Genomic DNA, 15682 nt, shown 5'->3' on the forward strand with positions numbered 1-15682 from the left:
AGGCCACCTGTCACCTCGATCCCCCGGCCGAGGCCCGCGCCGAGCGGGCCTTCGCCACCCGCTCGGGCACACTGATCGTGATTGCCCACCGGATCGCCTCGGCACGTCGAGCCCGGCGCATCCTGCTGCTCGACGGCGACCGCGCCGAACTGGGCACCCATGACGAACTCCTCACCCACAGCGCCGGATACGCCTCTCTCGCCAGACTCTGGACGCCGGAGGCCGTCCGGTAGGCATCGTCACGCGTCGGTGATTGCGTGGCGTGCGGCTCGTCGCCCCCGCCCTTCGCGGAGGTGACGAGCCGGCGGTCGGTCGGCCGGTCGGTCGGATGCGTCTACCGGGCGAACTGGAACCAGTTGAGGTTGACCAGGTCTCCCGAGCCGCCGGTGGTGACGGTGGCGTAGACGGTGTGCACGCCGGTAGCGGCGGCGGACAGGTTGACCTTGGGGCTCGTCCAGGTCTGCCAGCCGCCGGTGCCGGTGACCGGGACGGTGGCGATGACCGGCCCGGTCGTGCTGTCCAGGCGGTACTGCACCGAACCGGTGGTCGCGGAGGCCGAGGCCAGCCGTGTCGTCACCGAGATCGCGGTCGTCGCCCCGAAGTCCACCGCGCCGTAGGCGAGCCAGTCGCCCGCGGTGAGGTACCCGACGTCCTGGCCGCCGCCGGTGTCCGTCGTCGTCTCCGTCTGCGTACCCGACTGCGACGTGTAACTCTCCGCCTGCGTCACGTCGTACGCGCTGTGGCTGGTCGGTGTTCCGTAGGTGAGGCCGAACCCGTAGGGGAACAGCGGCGTCTTTCCGTCGCCGTCGTTGATGGGCTGCTGGCTCGCCGACTGCATCCAGGTGCTGGGGAGCTTGCCGGTCGGGGCGTAGTCGCCGAAGAGGACGTCGGAGACGCCGTTGCCCTCGGTTCCCGGCAGCCAGGCCGCGAGCAGGGCGTTCCAGTTTGGCAGTTGGGCGGCGATGTCCAGCGGGCGGCCGGAGACGAGCACGACGATCACCGGCACCCCGGACGCCCTGAGCGTGGCGATGGTGTTGAGGTCGGTGCTGTCCAGGCCCATCGCGCCGGGCCGGTCTCCGGAACCCTCGGCGTAGGGCGTCTCGCCGACGACGGCGACGGCCGCCTTGTAGGAGCTGTCGATACCCGTGCCGTTGGCGTTGTACGTGACGGTGGTACCCGTGCCGGCGGCGGACCGGATCCCCTGAAGCACGGTGGTGCCGGGCGTGGTGGCGCCGCTGCCGCCCTGCCAGGACATGGTCCAACCGCCCGACTGATAGCCGATGTTGTCGGCGCTCTTGCCGGCCACGAAGATCTTGTTGTTGGTCTTCGCCAGCGGAAGGATGTTCCCGGAGTTCTTCAGCAGGACCTGCGACTCGCGCACGGCCTGGCGGGCGAGCGCACGGTTGGCGGCGGATCCGACCGTCGGGGTGTAGCTGCGGTCGGTCAACGGCTTCTCGAACAGACCGAGTTGGAACTTCTTGGTGAGGATCCGCCGGTTGGCGTCGTCGATGCGCGACATCGGCACATGGCCGTTCTGAACCTCGGCGCGCAGCGTGGAGATGAACCGCTGCCAGTCCGTCGGCACCATGACCATGTCGATGCCGGCGTTGATCGCCTGGCTCACCTCGGCCGCGGTGAAGCCGGCCTGGCCGTCGATCTCGTCGATGCCGTTCCAGTCGGAGACGACGAAGCCGGAGAAGCCGAGTTCGCCCTTGAGCAGGGTGGTGATGAGGTACTGGTTGCCGTGGTCCTTCACGCCGTTCCAGCTGTTGTACGAGATCATCACGGAGCCGACGCCGCGCCGCAGGGCCTCCTGGAAGGGCGGCAGGTGGGTGGCGCGCAGTTGGGCCTCGGTCAGGGTCGCGTTGCCCGCGTTGACGCCGTTGTCGGTTCCGCCGTCGCCGATGAAGTGCTTGGCGGTGGCGAGCACGGACCCGGGTGCGTTGAGGGCGCTGCCCTGCATACCGTTGATGTAGCTGGTCATCATCGTGGCCACTTCGGGCTTCTCGCCGAAGGATTCGTAGGTGCGGCCCCATCGGTCGTTGCGCGCGACGCACAGGCAGGGCGCGAAGTCCCAGTCGATACCGGTGCCCGAGACCTCCTGTGCCGTGGCCTGGCCGATCTGCTGCACGAGGGCGGGGTCACGGGTGGCGCCCAGACCGATGTTGTGCGGGAAGATCGTGGCGCCGTAGACGTTGTTGTGGCCGTGCACGGCGTCGACGCCGTAGATGACCGGGATGCCGAGGCGGCTGGTGAGCGCGGCGTTCTGGAAGCCGTCGTACATGTTCGCCCAGGACGTCGCGTTGTTGGGCGAGGGCGCGGAGCCGCCGCCGGAGAGCAGTGAACCGAGCCCGTAGGCGGGGACGTTGGCGGTGGTGACGGATGCCCGTTCGGCCTGGGTCATCTGGCCGATCTTCTCGTCCAGGGTCATTCGGGAGAGCAGGTCCTCCACGCGGGTCGGCACGGGAAGTGTCGGATCGCGGTACGGCTCGCCGTCGGCGTGGGCCTGCCCGATCTGTAAGCCCGTCGCGACCAAGGACGCGGCGAAGACCAGCGTCGCCGCCGATCTGGGGATTTTGAGGACGCCTGTTCGCACAGTGTGTCTCCGTCTCATGAGGGAATGGCCCGTCGGGTCGGCACCTCGGGTCGGTATGTCGAGTCGGCGCCTGGGGTCGGCCCGTCGGGTCGGTATGTCGAGTCGGCATCTGGAGTCGGCCCGTCGGGTCGGTACGGCGCGGGAACCGCCCGGGTCTCTGCCTCGCGTACGGCTGCGGGTCCGCTGCTGCCGCCGCCACCGCTGTCGGTCCGTCATCGGACCGTGGGACGCCAGGTCATGGAGGTCCCTTCGTGGGGGATTCTCTTCAGCCCGTGAACGGTGCAGGCGCTCCCGTTGGGGCGGACGAGGCGTCGGATATCCCCGGGAAGCAGTGGTGTGGGGGCATTCGAAAGGTTTTCAGAGGCATTGAACAAGCCCCTCGATACGGGGTCAAGGTCCGTACCAATACTGGGGTGTCATGGCCCGGGGAGCGGGTGGCGGCCGGTGCCGCTTTCAAGACCTGAAGGGGCCGAAGAGCCACGATCCGCGGGTGCCGACAGAGAGTGAACCAAGTCCGCCACGGCACCGGTCGTTCCGGTGGCGGCGTGGAGACGGCGTGTGTCCCCTCGTGTTTGCACGAGGGGACACACGCCGTTGGTCATTGCGCCGGACGGTTGTGCGCGGCGCAGGCCCGGCTACCCGGGCAGGCTCATCCGGCGTTCACCGGCGGTCTGCCGTCGCGTGAGGGTCACGGCCAGGACGATCAGCGAGGCGAGTGCGGCGACACCGGCCGACAGCGCCGGGAGCGGATGGACAACCCCGCCGGGGTCGAGCACGTAGGACAGCGTCGGGGAACCGATCCTGCCGTCCAGCAGGGGGGCGATGGCCAGCGCACCGGTCACGGCGGCGCACGCGGCGGCCACCACCGGTTTTCCGCTGAAGACCAGTACGACCCCCAGGACCAGGCAGCAGGCTGCAACGCCGAGCGCCGCGACGAGTCCGCGGGACGGCGCGTCGGCCCAGTGCAGCGGAAGGTGGGCCGCTGCGCAGAGCAGGACGAGAACGCCGGCCAGACGGCGCATCCACCTGACGGGGTCGGAGCCGCCGGCTGTTCTCGAGGCCAGGGAGCGCCCGGACCGGCTTCCCTCCGTGGCCGCCCCGGGTCCGGTCGCGAATCCTGCCGCCATGCGGCCGGTGGCTGTCGTGTCCGTGTCCGGTACTTCGGCGCCACCCGTGCCGGGGCCGGTGGCCCGGTCTTCTCCCAGGTGGCCGAGGAGCTGCACCAGGTCTTCGAGGGGGCGGCCGGTGGCGGCCGCGCGTACCGCCTCGGTCCCGGTGTGCGGGTCGTGCGGGGGCCGGTGCAGGAGGAACAGCAGGCGGCCGACCTCGGCGACCGGACGCTGCTCGGCGGCAACCCGGATCGCCTCGTCCATCCGGTCGGCGCGGTGGGGCGGGCTGCCGAGCAGTTCCACGAGCCGTGTGACGTCGTCCACGGAACGCGCCACCGCGGCCAGCCGCAGCACCTTCGCCGCGACCGCTACGCCGTCCGGTGTCTGCTCCAGCAGAGTGACCAGGTGAACGACATCGTCCAGAGGCCGTGAGACGACCGCCGTACGCACCAACTCGTCCATCGCGGCGTCGGCCGCCTGAAGCACCTGGCCCTGGGCGCCTTCCGCGGATATCAGCCGTCGTGTCGCGGCCGGAGCCGGAGCCGGAGCCGGAGCCGGAGCCGGAGCCGCGGCCGGAGCCGGAGGCGGGGCCGGGGCCGGGGCAGGCGCTGGGGCGGCGGCTGGGGCGCCGAATCCGGTGACTCCCCAGTGGAGCGAGGTCGCATCGAGGTGTCGGCGTGTCCCGGGTTGTTCTGGACCGGGAGAGAAAGGCTCGGTAGCCATGTGTTTTCTCCACTTCGGGGCGCTGGACATGATGGGGACCTTTATGTCATGTCATGTGAACTTTGAACCTTTGTAATCGCCCCTCCCGTGTCCCGCCACCCGAAAATCCGCGGAGGGAGGGTCGGGCGGTCAGCGGCAGCCGTCGGATCCGCGAGCGAAAGGCCGGGCAAGCCGTGGTCGCCGCCCGGTTGGCGGGTGAAGGGTCGGGCAGTCAGTGGTTGCCGCCCGGTTGGCGAGCGAAAGGCCGGGCAGTCAGTGGTTGCCGCCCGGTTGGCGGGTGAAGAGCCAGGTAGTCAGCGGTCGCTGCCCGATTCGCGGGATTCGCCCTCGGAGCCGGGCGCGTCCGGGGCGTTCGCCTCGTCGCCCGACATGCGCCGGGATCGCAGGGGACCGGTGAGCCGCTGAATCGCGGTCGTCAGCGGGTTGGCCGTGACCGGGCGCTCGTGCTGTCCGTACGACGTCTCGCGCCCCGCGGGTGCGATCCGCCGGAGCTCCTTCAGCTCGGCCAGCGCCTCATGGGCGAGTTCGGTCGCCTCGCGGTACCGGTCGCGCGACCTGGTCATGGCGTCGAGTGCTTCGGCGTAGGAATCCACCAGCGCGCGGGCGTGCGCCAGTTCCTCCTCGATGGTCACCAGGTGCCAGTCCCGCCGGAGAGCGGTGAGGGCCTTCTCCGCGTCCTCCGGCAGCGGCCAGGGCAGCGCGGCGAACGTGACGACCTTGTCCAGGAGCTCCGTCGGCTCCGAGCCGTCGAGGAACACGCTGCGCACGGCGAAGTCCTGAGCCTCGTACCCGATCCGGGCAGGTGTGCCGGGCAGGATCACGGCGCCGCCCCGCGGCACCCGTACACCCAGGTCGTACAGGGCCCAGTTGACGGCCTGGAACTGTTCGGGTGCGGCGCGGTGTTCCACGACGCGGTGCCGCAGCCCGGGCGGAAGCAGGCGGGCCAGCGGGAGGAGCCCGCGCTCGTCGGGTGTCATGGCCTCATGGACGACGACGTTGATGCTCCAACTGCGGCGTGCCGCGTCCCTGAGTAGGCGGCGCAGGGCCGCGTCGTCCTGCGGGAGCGGGTTGATGTGCTGCGGGCGGAGTCCGGCCACGACGTCGTGGTCCCAGGACTCGGAACTCGTCTCCGGCCAGAACATCGTCGCGGGGGAGGGCCATGCGGGGTCCCAGGGCCGCTCCGCCTCGGCCGCCAGCGTCCATCGCGGTTCCTGGTCCGGGCGCTCGCGCACACCGGTGGTGAGCCGCGCCCGCACCGTGACGGCTTCGTCGACGTGCCAGCGGGCCTCGAATACACGCTCGCCAGTTTCTGCTTCCGCTTCCGCTTCCGCTTCTGCGTCTGGTTCGGGTTCCGGGGGCGATCCGGGCTCCAGGAAGTCCTGGATCGTCCCGCTGGTCTTCAGCTTTCGCAGGTTGTTCCGAAGGATGTCCTCCGGAGTGGGCCAGGTGTGGTGTCCGCTTGCCAGCCAGACTGTTTCCGGGGCGGTGGGACGGGTGGTGGTGGGGCGCTTGGGCATGGGTCACTTCGCGGCTGGGGAGCGGTGTGCCTTCCCAGTATGGGCAATGCAGCTATGGGCAATGCCGGTCGCGGGCCGAGGGGTGGTGAACCTCCGCTGCTGCCCGGCCCCGCCTTTCCGAGCCCGCGTCACCGGCGGCCACGACGGCGCCGTACGACTTCATGCAGGAACCCGGCACCCCCGGTGCCCAAGCCGCACCGGTGGGGGTCGCCCGACGCCTGTCGAGGCCGGGCTCGGTCACGTAGTGCGCATGGCGATGGACAGGTCTCGGCCTGGCCCTTCCCGGGGGTGCGGCCGAGACCTGTCCATGAGGTGTCCATGGAACAGGGTGTGCTCGCCGCACTGGCCTGTGCCGCCGGTGACGAGTTGTCCGCCGAGGTGTTTCCGGCCCTGGCCAACGCGGTGCGGTTCGACCGAACGGCCTTACGGCGAGGAGCGTGACGTTGGAGTTTGAGAGCGCGGACGGCCTATGACTGCCGTGACAGACGGAGGTCCCGGTCGCTCACCTCGGGCGACCGGGACCTCTCGCGTCCCCGGATCCGGCCACGGCGGCGACACTCCCCCGAGTTACGCGTTCTACGCGCGCGCCGTCGGGCCAGATCCGATGTTGTGATCACATCAGGTCGCGCCAACAGATCGCTAACATGACGGCCAACGGTTCCAGGGGGAGCCGAGTGCCGGTCGGCGGGAAGCCGCCGCGGGCGTGGGCGGGTTGGTTGTGCGGCGTGGAGTGGCCGCGCGGGAAGGCAGTGGGGCGGCGTTATGCGGGACGGGCTGCGCCGTGGACTGCGGTTCGGGTTGCTGGGGCCACCGGTGCTGTACGGCGCCGACGGCGAGAGTCGGTCGGTCGGCGGTGGCAAGATGCGCGCCCTGCTGGCCGCGTTGCTGCTGGAGCCGGGCCGGGTCGTTTCGGTCGACGCGCTCAAGGACGCGCTGTGGGGCGAGGCGCCGCCGGCCTCCGCGCAGGCCTCCCTACAGAACCATGTGACACGGCTGCGGCGCCTCCTCGACGATCCGGAACGGCTGCGTGCTGTAACGCCGGGCTACGTTCTGCGCGTCGGCGAGGACGAGTTGGACGTCTCCGTCTTCCACAGCCACGTCACCGCGGCACGCACCGCGCACGCCGGACGCGAGTGGCAGCGCGCACTGCGGGAGTCCATGGACGCGCTCGCACTGTGGCGCGGCGCGCCCCTGAGCGGCCTTCCGCCCGAGGGCGGCGCCCACGCGCTCGTCCAGCGGCTCACGGAGGCACGGCTGCTTGTCCTGGAGTGGCGGTACGAGGCCGAGCTGTGCCTTGTCGGAGCGGGGGCCGGAGACGCCGGGGCGGTCCGACTGGTCCCTCTCGCACCGGAGTTGGCCGCCCACGTCGCCGAGCATCCCCTCCGCGAGGCCTTCCACCGGCTGCTGATGCTCGTACTGCACCGCACCGGACGCCGCGCCGAAGCCCTGGCCGTCCACCGTGACCTGCGGGCCCGCCTGGTCGAGGAACTCGGCGTCGAGCCGGGCGCCGCGGTGCGGGAGGCGCACCTGGAGATTCTTCGGGAGGGGCCGCCGAGGTCTGTCCGTCACCCGGGCTGGGTGGAGGCGGAGGTGGAGGCGGCGGAGTCGGGCCGTGAGGCTGCCGAGCGGGAGGCGTCCGATCGCGCAGAGGCGGGCGACTCGGGGTCCGGTTCCTGGGGGTCCGGCTCCGGATCCCTAGAGTTCGGCCGCCCAGGCTCCCGTTTCGCAGGGTCCCGCTCCGTGGAGCCCGTAGGCCCGGAGCCCGTAGGCCCGGAGCCCCTAGGCCCGGAGCCGGTCAACCCGGAGCCCGTCAACTCCGTGCCCGTCTCCCCGGAGTCAGGCCTCCCGGAGGCGGGCTCCCAGAGGTCCGGTTCCGCGGAGCCCACCCCACCTGGTCCCACCCCACCTGGTCCGATCCCTCCTGGTCCGACCCTTCCTGGTCCCACCCCTCCCGGCCCCGCCACCCCCCGCCCCGCCCAACTCCCGCCCCCGCCCGCACACTTCACCGGCCGAAGCGAGGTAGGAGAGGCGCTGCGCCTGGTTCTGGACGCGGATCACCCGGCCGCTACCGGACCTGGATCCGGCGTCGCCGTGATCAGCGGAATGGCCGGCGTCGGCAAGAGCGCGCTCGCGCTGCACGTGGCGCATCGGACGAGGGAGCGTTTCCCGGACGGGCAGTTGTACGTCAACCTGCACGGGGCCACGCCCGGAATGGCCCCGCTCACGCCTGGCCAGGCACTGGCCGCGCTGCTGCGGGACCTCGGTACGGATCCGCGTCGTATCCCCGAACACCCGGACGCGGCAGCCGCGTTGCTCCGGTCGATGCTCGCGCCGACCCGCACGCTGATGGTGCTCGACGACGCGGCGCACGCGGGGCAGGTACGGCCGTTGCTGCCCGCGGGACCGGGGTGCGCGGTGATCGTGACGAGCCGTTCGCCGCTCACGGCACTGGACGGCGCGCACCGTTTCCCGCTGGCACCGCTGTCGGACGAGGACAGCGCGGCGCTGCTCCGCGCGATCTCCGGACGGGAGGAGGGGCTCGACGGCGGACACCCGCTCGTCGAACTCACCGGCCGGCTGCCCCTCGCCCTCCGTATCGTCGCGGCCCGTCTCGCCGCCCGCCGCGCTCTCACACCGGACGCACTCGCGGGTCAACTGGCCGCCACAGAGGGACGGTTGCACCATCTTGAGTACGACGATCTGAGCGTACGCAGGTCACTGGCCGTCGCCCATGACGCGCTGCACGCCTCGGAGCGGCAGGCCGACCGGGACGCGGCGCTCGCCCTGCGCCGTATCGGCGCGGTCGACCTCCCCGCGTACGGGATCCACCTCCTCGCCCGGCTCACCGGCACCGACGAACGCCGTGCCGAGGCCGCCCTCGACCGCCTCGTCGACGTCGCCCTCCTTGAGGAGACGGCGTACGGCCGCTACGCACCCCACGACCTCGTCCGCGACTTCGCCCGCGAGATCGCGGGGACGCCGCTGGAGCAGGAGGCGGTCGACGAGACGCCTACCCAGGCAGTCGGCAAGACGGCTACCGAGGCAGTCGGCAAGACGGCTACCGAGGCAGTCGGCAAGACGGCTACCGAGGAGATCGGTGGGACGGCTACCGAGGGGATCGGCGGCCGCACGGTCCCCGAGGCAGAGGTCCCCGTCCCCGCGGAGCGCGCCCTCCGCTGGTACGCCGCCGTCGCCGCGCGCACCCTCGCGGCGATCGTCGAACCGGGCCTGGACCGCGACGACCGCGGCACGCCGACCGCGTCGCAGCCGCACGCTCACGCGGCGGACGTCGCGACGACTCTGCCGTTCGCCTCCGCCAAGGAGGCCTTTACCTGGGGCGATCTGGAACTGGAGAACGTGGTGGCGCTGGTGGAGCGCTACGCGCGGGTGAGCGCGTACATCCCCGTCCTGGTGCGGCTGCTCCACCCGTACGCCCAACGCAGCGGACGAGTCGCCGAGGCGGAGGTGCTCCAGCGGGCCGCGCTCGGCGCCGCGCGGCGGCTCGGGGACGAGGCCGCCGAGGCGTACGCGCTCGGGGACCTCGCCGGGCTGCACTTCATGACCGGGCGCGCGGGCGAGGCACTCGCGCTGAACGACGAGGCGTTGGCGATCTGGCGGCGGCTCGGCGTCCTGTCGTGGGTGCGGCGAGGCCTGAACAACCGCGGCATGCTCCTCCAAGGGCTCGGCCGGCACGACGAGTCCAGCGAGGCGCTGCTGCAAAGCCTCGGCCTCTCAAGGAGGTTGGGAGACCAGCACACCGAGGCCATCACCTACAGCAACCTCGGCAACCTGTACGAGCACACGGACCCCCGGGCCGCCATCGACCATCACCAGCGGAGCCTCGCGCTCGGTGACGCCCTGGACGACGTGATCATCCGGCACTCCGCGCACTGCAACATCGGTTACGCCCATCTCACCCTCGGTGAACCGGCCGCCGCCCTGCCGCACTTCGAGGAGAGCCTGCGCATTCTCGGCAGTCACGGCGACTGGCACGGCGAGGCCCAGACCCGGCTCGGACTGGTACGCGCCCTGCGTGGAGTGGGGCTCCGCGCCAGGGCCGCCCGCGAGTGCGACCGGCTGCTGCGCCTCGCCGGCAGCCGCGCCGACCGGTACACCGAAGGACTCGCACGCCACCAGCGCGGACTGCTGCTGCGCTTGGAGGGGGACGCCGAAGGGGCGTATGAGCTGTGGCGGTCGGCCCTCGAAGCGCTGGACGGGACGGACACCTCGGTGCTGGGGGAGTTGAGGGAACTCCTGGCTCGGCCGGCCGCTGTGACGTGACACCAACGTCACATTCCCCGAGCGAGGTCCAGACGTCTACTCGCTATTCGCCTCGGCTTCTCTCGCCTCACTTCGCGTCCGCGTAGCACTCCACCACCGCCGTCGTGAACGGAAAACGGACCGGTGTCTCGCCGAACGTGAGGCGCCCCGCGAGGTCGGCCGCCGCGCGGATCGCGGTCACCACGGTCTCCGCCTCCTCGGCGGGGCAGTGCACGATCACCTCGTCGTGCTGGAAGAAGACCAGCTCGGCGGCGAGGTCGGCGCAGCTGCGCCGGAGGGCGGCGAGCACCAGCAGGGTCCATTCGGCGGCGCTGCCCTGGACGACGAAGTTGCGGGCGAAGCGGCCGCGGGCGCGGGAGTCGGAGGATGCGTAGCCCGGGACCCAGGCCGTCCGGTCGCCGGTGGTCTCGGCGGGGTCGTCCTGCGGCAGACCCGCCTCCTCCGAAGCGCCGGACTCGGACGCGCCGGCCGCCGGAGGGCACGTACGCCCGAGCCAGGTCCGGACGAGCCGCCCCTCCTCGCCCGCGCGGGCCGCGTCGTCCACGTAGGCGACGGCCTTGGGAAAGCGTCGGCGCAGCAGGGCGAGGTTCTTCAGCCCGTCACCGGACGTCTGCCCGTACACCGCGCCCAGCACGGCGAGCTTCGCCTGCGCCCGGTCACCGGAGAAGGCCCGGTCCGACACCGACTGGTACAGGTCGCTCTCGCGGCCCGCGACCTCCATCAGCCCCGGATCGCGGGAGATCGCCGCGAGTACCCGGGGTTCCATCTGGTCGGCGTCGGCCACGACGAGCCGCCAGCCGGGGTCGGCGACCACGGCGCGGCGGATCACCTTGGGGATCTGCAGCGCCCCGCCGCCATTGGTCACCCAGCGGCCGGTGACCGTCCCGCCCGGCAGGTACTCCGGTCTGAACCGCCCGTCCCGCACCCAGTCCTGGAGCCAGGACCAGCCGTGCGCCACCCAGATCCGGTACAGCTTCTTGTGCTCGATCAGCGGCTTCACGGCCGGATGGTCGATGGACTCGATCTCCCAGCGCCGGGTCGACCTGACTTTGATGCCGGCCTGCGCGAAGGCCTTTATGACGTCGGCGGGCAGGTCGGGTCTGACCCGTCTCCCGAAGGCCGCCGAGACCTCTTCCGCGAGCTCGGCGAGGCGCCGGGGTTCGCCCCCGCCCGCATACCGTTCGCCGAGCAGTTCGTGCAGCACCTCCCGGTGGACGTCCGCGCTCCACGGCAGCCCCGACTCGTTCATCTCGGCGGCCACCAGCATCCCCGCCGACTCGGCCGTGGTCAGCAGGTGCATCCGCTCGGGGAGCGCGGTCGCGTCATGGCGGCGGCGCTGATCCGCGTACACCTCCAGGAGGTCTGCCAGGGGTACGTGGACCGGGCGCGGTTCGAAGAGGGACGACTGCGAGCCCGGTTCCGCCGAGCGCTGGGGCGGGTCCGGCGGTACGGGGCCGCCGCGCAGTCTCGCGAGCGCGGCGGCTGCCGACCGGGGTTCGCCGAGCCGTCCCTCGTGGCCGAGGAGCAGCGTCTCGGCGGCCTCGATGTCGTAACACCGCTCCACTCGCACCCCCGTGGCGAGCAGTCGCGGATATACGTCGGCCGTGGACCGCCAGACCCACCGGGTCACGTCCGGCCGTGTCCGCACGGCGTCGACGAGATCCGGCTCCCTGCACACCGGGCCCGCGGGCAGCCCGTCCGGGCCGAGGGGGGCGACCTCGGCGCCACCGTCCTCGGCCGGTGCGAGAGCCCACCGGTCGGTCATGATTCCGAGTCTCGCAGGAGGGTCTGACAATGAGGACGCAGGCGGTGTCGCGCGGGGTCCGACTCCGGCTCCGACTCCAGGTCCGATCAGTCGGTGCTCTCCTTTCGCGCCTTCACGATCTCCGCGATCACGTGGGCGATGTACTCCTCGGCTGCCGCCTTGTCCACGCCGACTCCGCTGAGGACTCCCTCGCCGTTCTCCAACTCCAGGAGGGCCAGGAGGATGTGTTCGGTGCCGATGTAGTTGTGGCCGAGGCGGAGTGCCTCACGGAAGGTGAGTTCGAGGGCCTTCTTGGACGGGGGTGCGAACGGGATGAGTGCCGGCACCTCGCCGACGGACGGGGGGAGCGCCGCCGTCGCCGCCTCGCGTACGGCGTCCAGGGTCACGCCCTGTGCGGTGATCGCCTTCGCGCCGATCCCCTCGGGTTCGACGAGGAGGCCGAGGACGAGGTGTGCGGGGAGGATCTCGGCGTTGCCCGCGGACTTCGTCTCGTTCTGCGAGGCGATGATCACGTTCCGGGCGCGGGGGGTGTAACGGCTGAAGCCCTGGCTGGGGTCCAGGTCTGCCTCGGCCTTCGGGACGAAGCGCTTCTGGGCGGCCTGGCGGGTGACGCCCATGCTCTTGCCGATGTCCGTCCAGGAGGCGCCCGAACGGCGGGCCTGGTCCACGAAGTGGCCGATCAGGTGGTCGGCGACGTCGCCCAGGTGGTCGGCGGCGATCACCGCGTCCTGGAGTTGGTCCAGTGCGTCGGTGTGGACCTTCTTGATGGCGTCGATGAGGTCGTCGAGACGGATGGATGTCGATGTCGGGGCGGGTTGATTCGTCGTCATGCGTCAACCGTAGGTTGGCAGCCGGGGGGTGTCAACCCCGGGTTGACACCCTTGTGTGGGTGTCCGCCGGAAGGGGGCGAGCCCGGTGCCGGCAGGGCTGTTTTCGCCCCCTCCGCCCCTGCCCGTCCCTTGTTCCTGGGGGCTGCCGCCCTCAGGCCCCCGCGTCGGCCTGAACGGCCTCGTCCTCAAACGCCGGACAGGCTGAAAACCTCCAGCCTCGGCCGGGCTGAAGATCTCTAACCCCGGCCGGGCTGAAGACCTCCAGCCTCGGCCGGGCTGGAAGATCTCTAACCCCGGCCGGGCTGAAAACCTCTAACCCCGGCCGGGCTGAAAGATCTCTCGCCCGGAGCTGAAGAGCACCGCCTTCACGGGCGGGTGGGCAATCGCGATGGTGCTGTGTCGTCCTCCGGCGCCGGACGGGCCGGATGGTGATCACCTCCGCCTCCAGGCTGCTGCCACCGCAGCTCCCACCCCCACCGCCAGACACACCCCCACGCACCCCGCAAGCACCCCCCACGGCGCCTCCACCCCCACCGGCGCCGACAATCGCCCCAGCGCCGCCGCCAGCCCCGCGAGGTTCAGCCCGGCGACGGCGCCCCCGAGCAGGGCCCCCACGCCGATCCCCAGCGCGGCCTCGCCCGCGACCACGCGCAGTACCTGTCCGTGGGTGGCTCCCGCGAGCCGTAGTGACCGCAGTTCGGCGTGCCGGACGGACGTGGCCATCAGCAGGGTTCCGGCGAGTGAGATCGCGGCATAGACGAGGGTGATGCCGAGGACGACCAGGAGCCCCAGCCGGGTCTGCGGGCCGGCGCCCGGAAGGGTGGCGGCGAGCCACGCCGAGGTGGACCGCACCGTCCCGCCGGTGGACCGCAGCGCCGCCGCGACCGTCGCCGGGTCCGCACCGCGCGCCACCCGCACGTCGAGCCGGTCGACCGTGGCGCCCGGCGCGTTCGCCGAGGTCACGTACGCGCCGCTGTCACCCGTCCCGCGCGCCAGCACCGCGGCGACACGCAGCCGGGCGGGGGTTCCGTCCCCGAGCCAGACCCGGACCCAGGAGCCCACCTCGTGCCGCTCCCACTCCTCGTTCACGACGATCGAACGGTCGTCGAGATCGCCTACGTCGCCCGCCACCACCGGAAGCCGGGTCAGCGACGCGAACGCCGCCACATCGCTCACCGCCCGGGCATCGGACCGTACGAGGGCGGTTCCTTCCTCCCGTACGAAGACCGCGGTGGAGGCCGTCCCGGACACGGTCGCCCCGGCCACCCGCGCCACCTCCAACCTCTCCCCGGTCACGACGAACTGACCCTGCGTCTGCTCCCGAACCTCCGCCGCCTTCGCTTCCGTCACCGTCGCCGCCGACCCCAGCAGCGAGCCCGCCAGCGCGACCGTCACCAGAACGGGGGCCGCCACGGCGGCAGTTCGCCGCACGGACGAGGACGCGTTCGCGCGGATCAGCAGCCCGACGGCCCCGGGGAGCCGGTCCAGCCGCACCAGTCGTACGACCGGACGCACCAGGACCGGTGCCAGCGCCGCCACCGCGGTGATCAGAACCATCGGCTGTGTCACGTACGTCTTGCGCTTCAGCAGTGCGGCCGGATCCGTTCCCAACGTCCAGGCCAGCAGCCCGAGTCCGGCCGTGAGCAGCGTGAAACCGATCACCCGCCGGGACCACGGCATCACGCCCGTGTCCACGGACGCCTCGCGCAGGGCTTCGAGTGGGGCGACACGGCCCGCCCGCCGCGAGGCCGACCACGTTCCGGTGACCGCAACCAACACACCGACCGTGAAGGCGACTTGATACGGCCCACTCCCCGACCCGCGCAGCGCGAACCACGCAGGCGCCACCCCGCCCTCCACCAGCGCCCGCACGAGCCGCGGCGCCGCCCAGGACCCGAGTACGCATCCCACCGCCGAGGCCATGAGCCCCACCGCGAGCGCCTCCCCGAGCAGGAGCCGCCGCACCTGTCCGGGCAGTGCCCCGACCAGTCGCAGCAGCCCGAACTCCCGCCTCCGCAGGGCCACCACGAAGGCGAACGTCGACGCCGTCACGAACGCCGACACGAAGGCCGCGACCCCGGCCGCGGTGCCCAGCAGGGAGTCGATCCCGACCAGCGCCTCGGCGTCGCGCGCGGCGGACGGGTCGGCCTGGTGGCGGTCCGCGCCGGTCAGGACACGGCCACGGGTCCCGACCAGTTCCCGTACGGCCGCGACGGGAGCATCGACACCGACCGCGTCCCGTGCCGTTCCGTCCAGCCGCACCTGCCCCAATTCCCTCAGCTCGCCGATCAGTTCACTGTCCACAGGGTGTGGATGCGCGAGCTTCTTCGACACGAGGGCGGTGCCCGGCCCGCGTTGCACCTCCACGGTCAGCGTGTCCCGGCCCATCACCACCACCGGCGAGGACGCGAACCGCTCCGGCGCACGGGCGGGCGAGCCGAGGGAGGCGGCGAGACCCAGCCCCATCGCCGTCATCACGGCGACCCCGAGCGCGACGGCGACAAAGGAACCGAGGAAGGAGGCCCAGCGGATACGCAAGGAGGACAAGGCCAGGGTCAGCACGTCGCACCCGCCGGCCTCGCTCGGTGCGCGGCGATCTCCGCCGCCGAAGGGGCCACAGGATCGTGCGTGACCACGGCCGCCGTCCGGCCTTCCCCCTCCACCAGCTCCCTCGGCGGGGCCAGGACGTCCAGGGCGTTGACGGCGCCGTGGTCACGGCGCAGAGATCGGATACGTACGGCTGTGGTGGTGTCCATGCCCTCCAGCGAACCGTCCGGAGGCCGCCAGGACACGACCACCAGCGGGTCTCCCGGGGGTGGGGCCAGTACGACCACCAGCGGGTCTCCGGGGGTAGGGCCAGT

Annotated in this window: 9 protein-coding genes; 2 read left to right on the forward strand and 7 right to left on the reverse strand. The window is 71.8% G+C overall.

Features of this window, described 5'->3' with window-relative positions; genetic code table 11:
* Window positions 1-334: 334 nt before the first annotated feature.
* From ACIPC1_RS16550 to ACIPC1_RS16560, 3 genes are all read right to left on the reverse strand, one after another.
* Window positions 335-2596 (reverse strand): glycoside hydrolase family 3 N-terminal domain-containing protein, encoded by a 2262-nt coding sequence (locus ACIPC1_RS16550; protein WP_402517437.1) that lies wholly within the window; start codon window positions 2594-2596, stop codon window positions 335-337.
* A gap of 635 nt (window positions 2597-3231) precedes the next feature.
* The gene (locus ACIPC1_RS16555) at window positions 3232-4191 is read right to left on the reverse strand and encodes a hypothetical protein (RefSeq protein ID WP_402517439.1); all 960 of its coding nucleotides are present in this window, start codon (window positions 4189-4191) and stop codon (window positions 3232-3234) included.
* 530 nt (window positions 4192-4721) lie between these two features.
* On the reverse strand, window positions 4722-5945 hold the full coding sequence (locus ACIPC1_RS16560; RefSeq protein WP_402517441.1) for a hypothetical protein: 1224 nt from the start codon (window positions 5943-5945) through the stop codon (window positions 4722-4724).
* A gap of 318 nt (window positions 5946-6263) precedes the next feature.
* On the opposite strand from ACIPC1_RS16560, the gene ACIPC1_RS16565 reads away from it, so the two are divergent.
* Window positions 6264-6386, forward strand: coding sequence for a hypothetical protein (locus tag ACIPC1_RS16565; protein ID WP_402517442.1), 123 nt, complete (start codon window positions 6264-6266; stop codon window positions 6384-6386).
* A 321-nt stretch (window positions 6387-6707) separates the two neighbouring features.
* Window positions 6708-10226 (forward strand): BTAD domain-containing putative transcriptional regulator, encoded by a 3519-nt coding sequence (locus tag ACIPC1_RS16570; protein ID WP_402517444.1) that lies wholly within the window; start codon window positions 6708-6710, stop codon window positions 10224-10226.
* 67 nt (window positions 10227-10293) lie between these two features.
* On the opposite strand, the gene ACIPC1_RS16575 is transcribed toward ACIPC1_RS16570, so the two are convergent.
* From ACIPC1_RS16575 to ACIPC1_RS16590, 4 genes are all read right to left on the reverse strand, one after another.
* The gene (locus tag ACIPC1_RS16575; protein WP_402517446.1) at window positions 10294-11991 is read right to left on the reverse strand and encodes a bifunctional 3'-5' exonuclease/DNA polymerase; all 1698 of its coding nucleotides are present in this window, start codon (window positions 11989-11991) and stop codon (window positions 10294-10296) included.
* An 86-nt stretch (window positions 11992-12077) separates the two neighbouring features.
* Complete coding sequence (locus ACIPC1_RS16580) at window positions 12078-12821, reverse strand: Clp protease N-terminal domain-containing protein (RefSeq protein ID WP_402517448.1); 744 nt, start codon at window positions 12819-12821, stop codon at window positions 12078-12080.
* Between the two features lie 432 nt (window positions 12822-13253).
* Entirely contained in the window at window positions 13254-15383 is a 2130-nt protein-coding gene (locus ACIPC1_RS16585) for an FtsX-like permease family protein (RefSeq protein ID WP_402517449.1), read from the reverse strand.
* Window positions 15377-15655 carry a hypothetical protein gene (locus ACIPC1_RS16590; protein WP_402517451.1) on the reverse strand — a complete coding sequence of 93 codons (279 nt, stop codon included), beginning with the start codon at window positions 15653-15655 and terminating at the stop codon, window positions 15377-15379. Before ACIPC1_RS16590 ends, ACIPC1_RS16585 begins: the two co-directional genes overlap by 7 nt.
* Between the last annotated feature and the right edge of the window lie 27 nt (window positions 15656-15682).

It is taken from the genome of Streptomyces sp. NPDC087263, assembly GCF_044744645.1.
Taxonomy (GTDB): domain Bacteria; phylum Actinomycetota; class Actinomycetes; order Streptomycetales; family Streptomycetaceae; genus Streptomyces.

Coding starts and splice junctions, on each gene's coding strand:
- ACIPC1_RS16570 (WP_402517444.1), top strand. CDS start 6,708: ATGCGGGACGGGCTGCGCCGTGGACTGCGGTTCGGGTTGCTGGGGCCA.
- ACIPC1_RS16580 (WP_402517448.1), bottom strand. CDS start 12,821: ATGACGACGAATCAACCCGCCCCGACATCGACATCCATCCGTCTCGAC.
- ACIPC1_RS16565 (WP_402517442.1), top strand. CDS start 6,264: ATGGAACAGGGTGTGCTCGCCGCACTGGCCTGTGCCGCCGGTGACGAG.
- ACIPC1_RS16560 (WP_402517441.1), bottom strand. CDS start 5,945: ATGCCCAAGCGCCCCACCACCACCCGTCCCACCGCCCCGGAAACAGTC.
- ACIPC1_RS16575 (WP_402517446.1), bottom strand. CDS start 11,991: ATGACCGACCGGTGGGCTCTCGCACCGGCCGAGGACGGTGGCGCCGAG.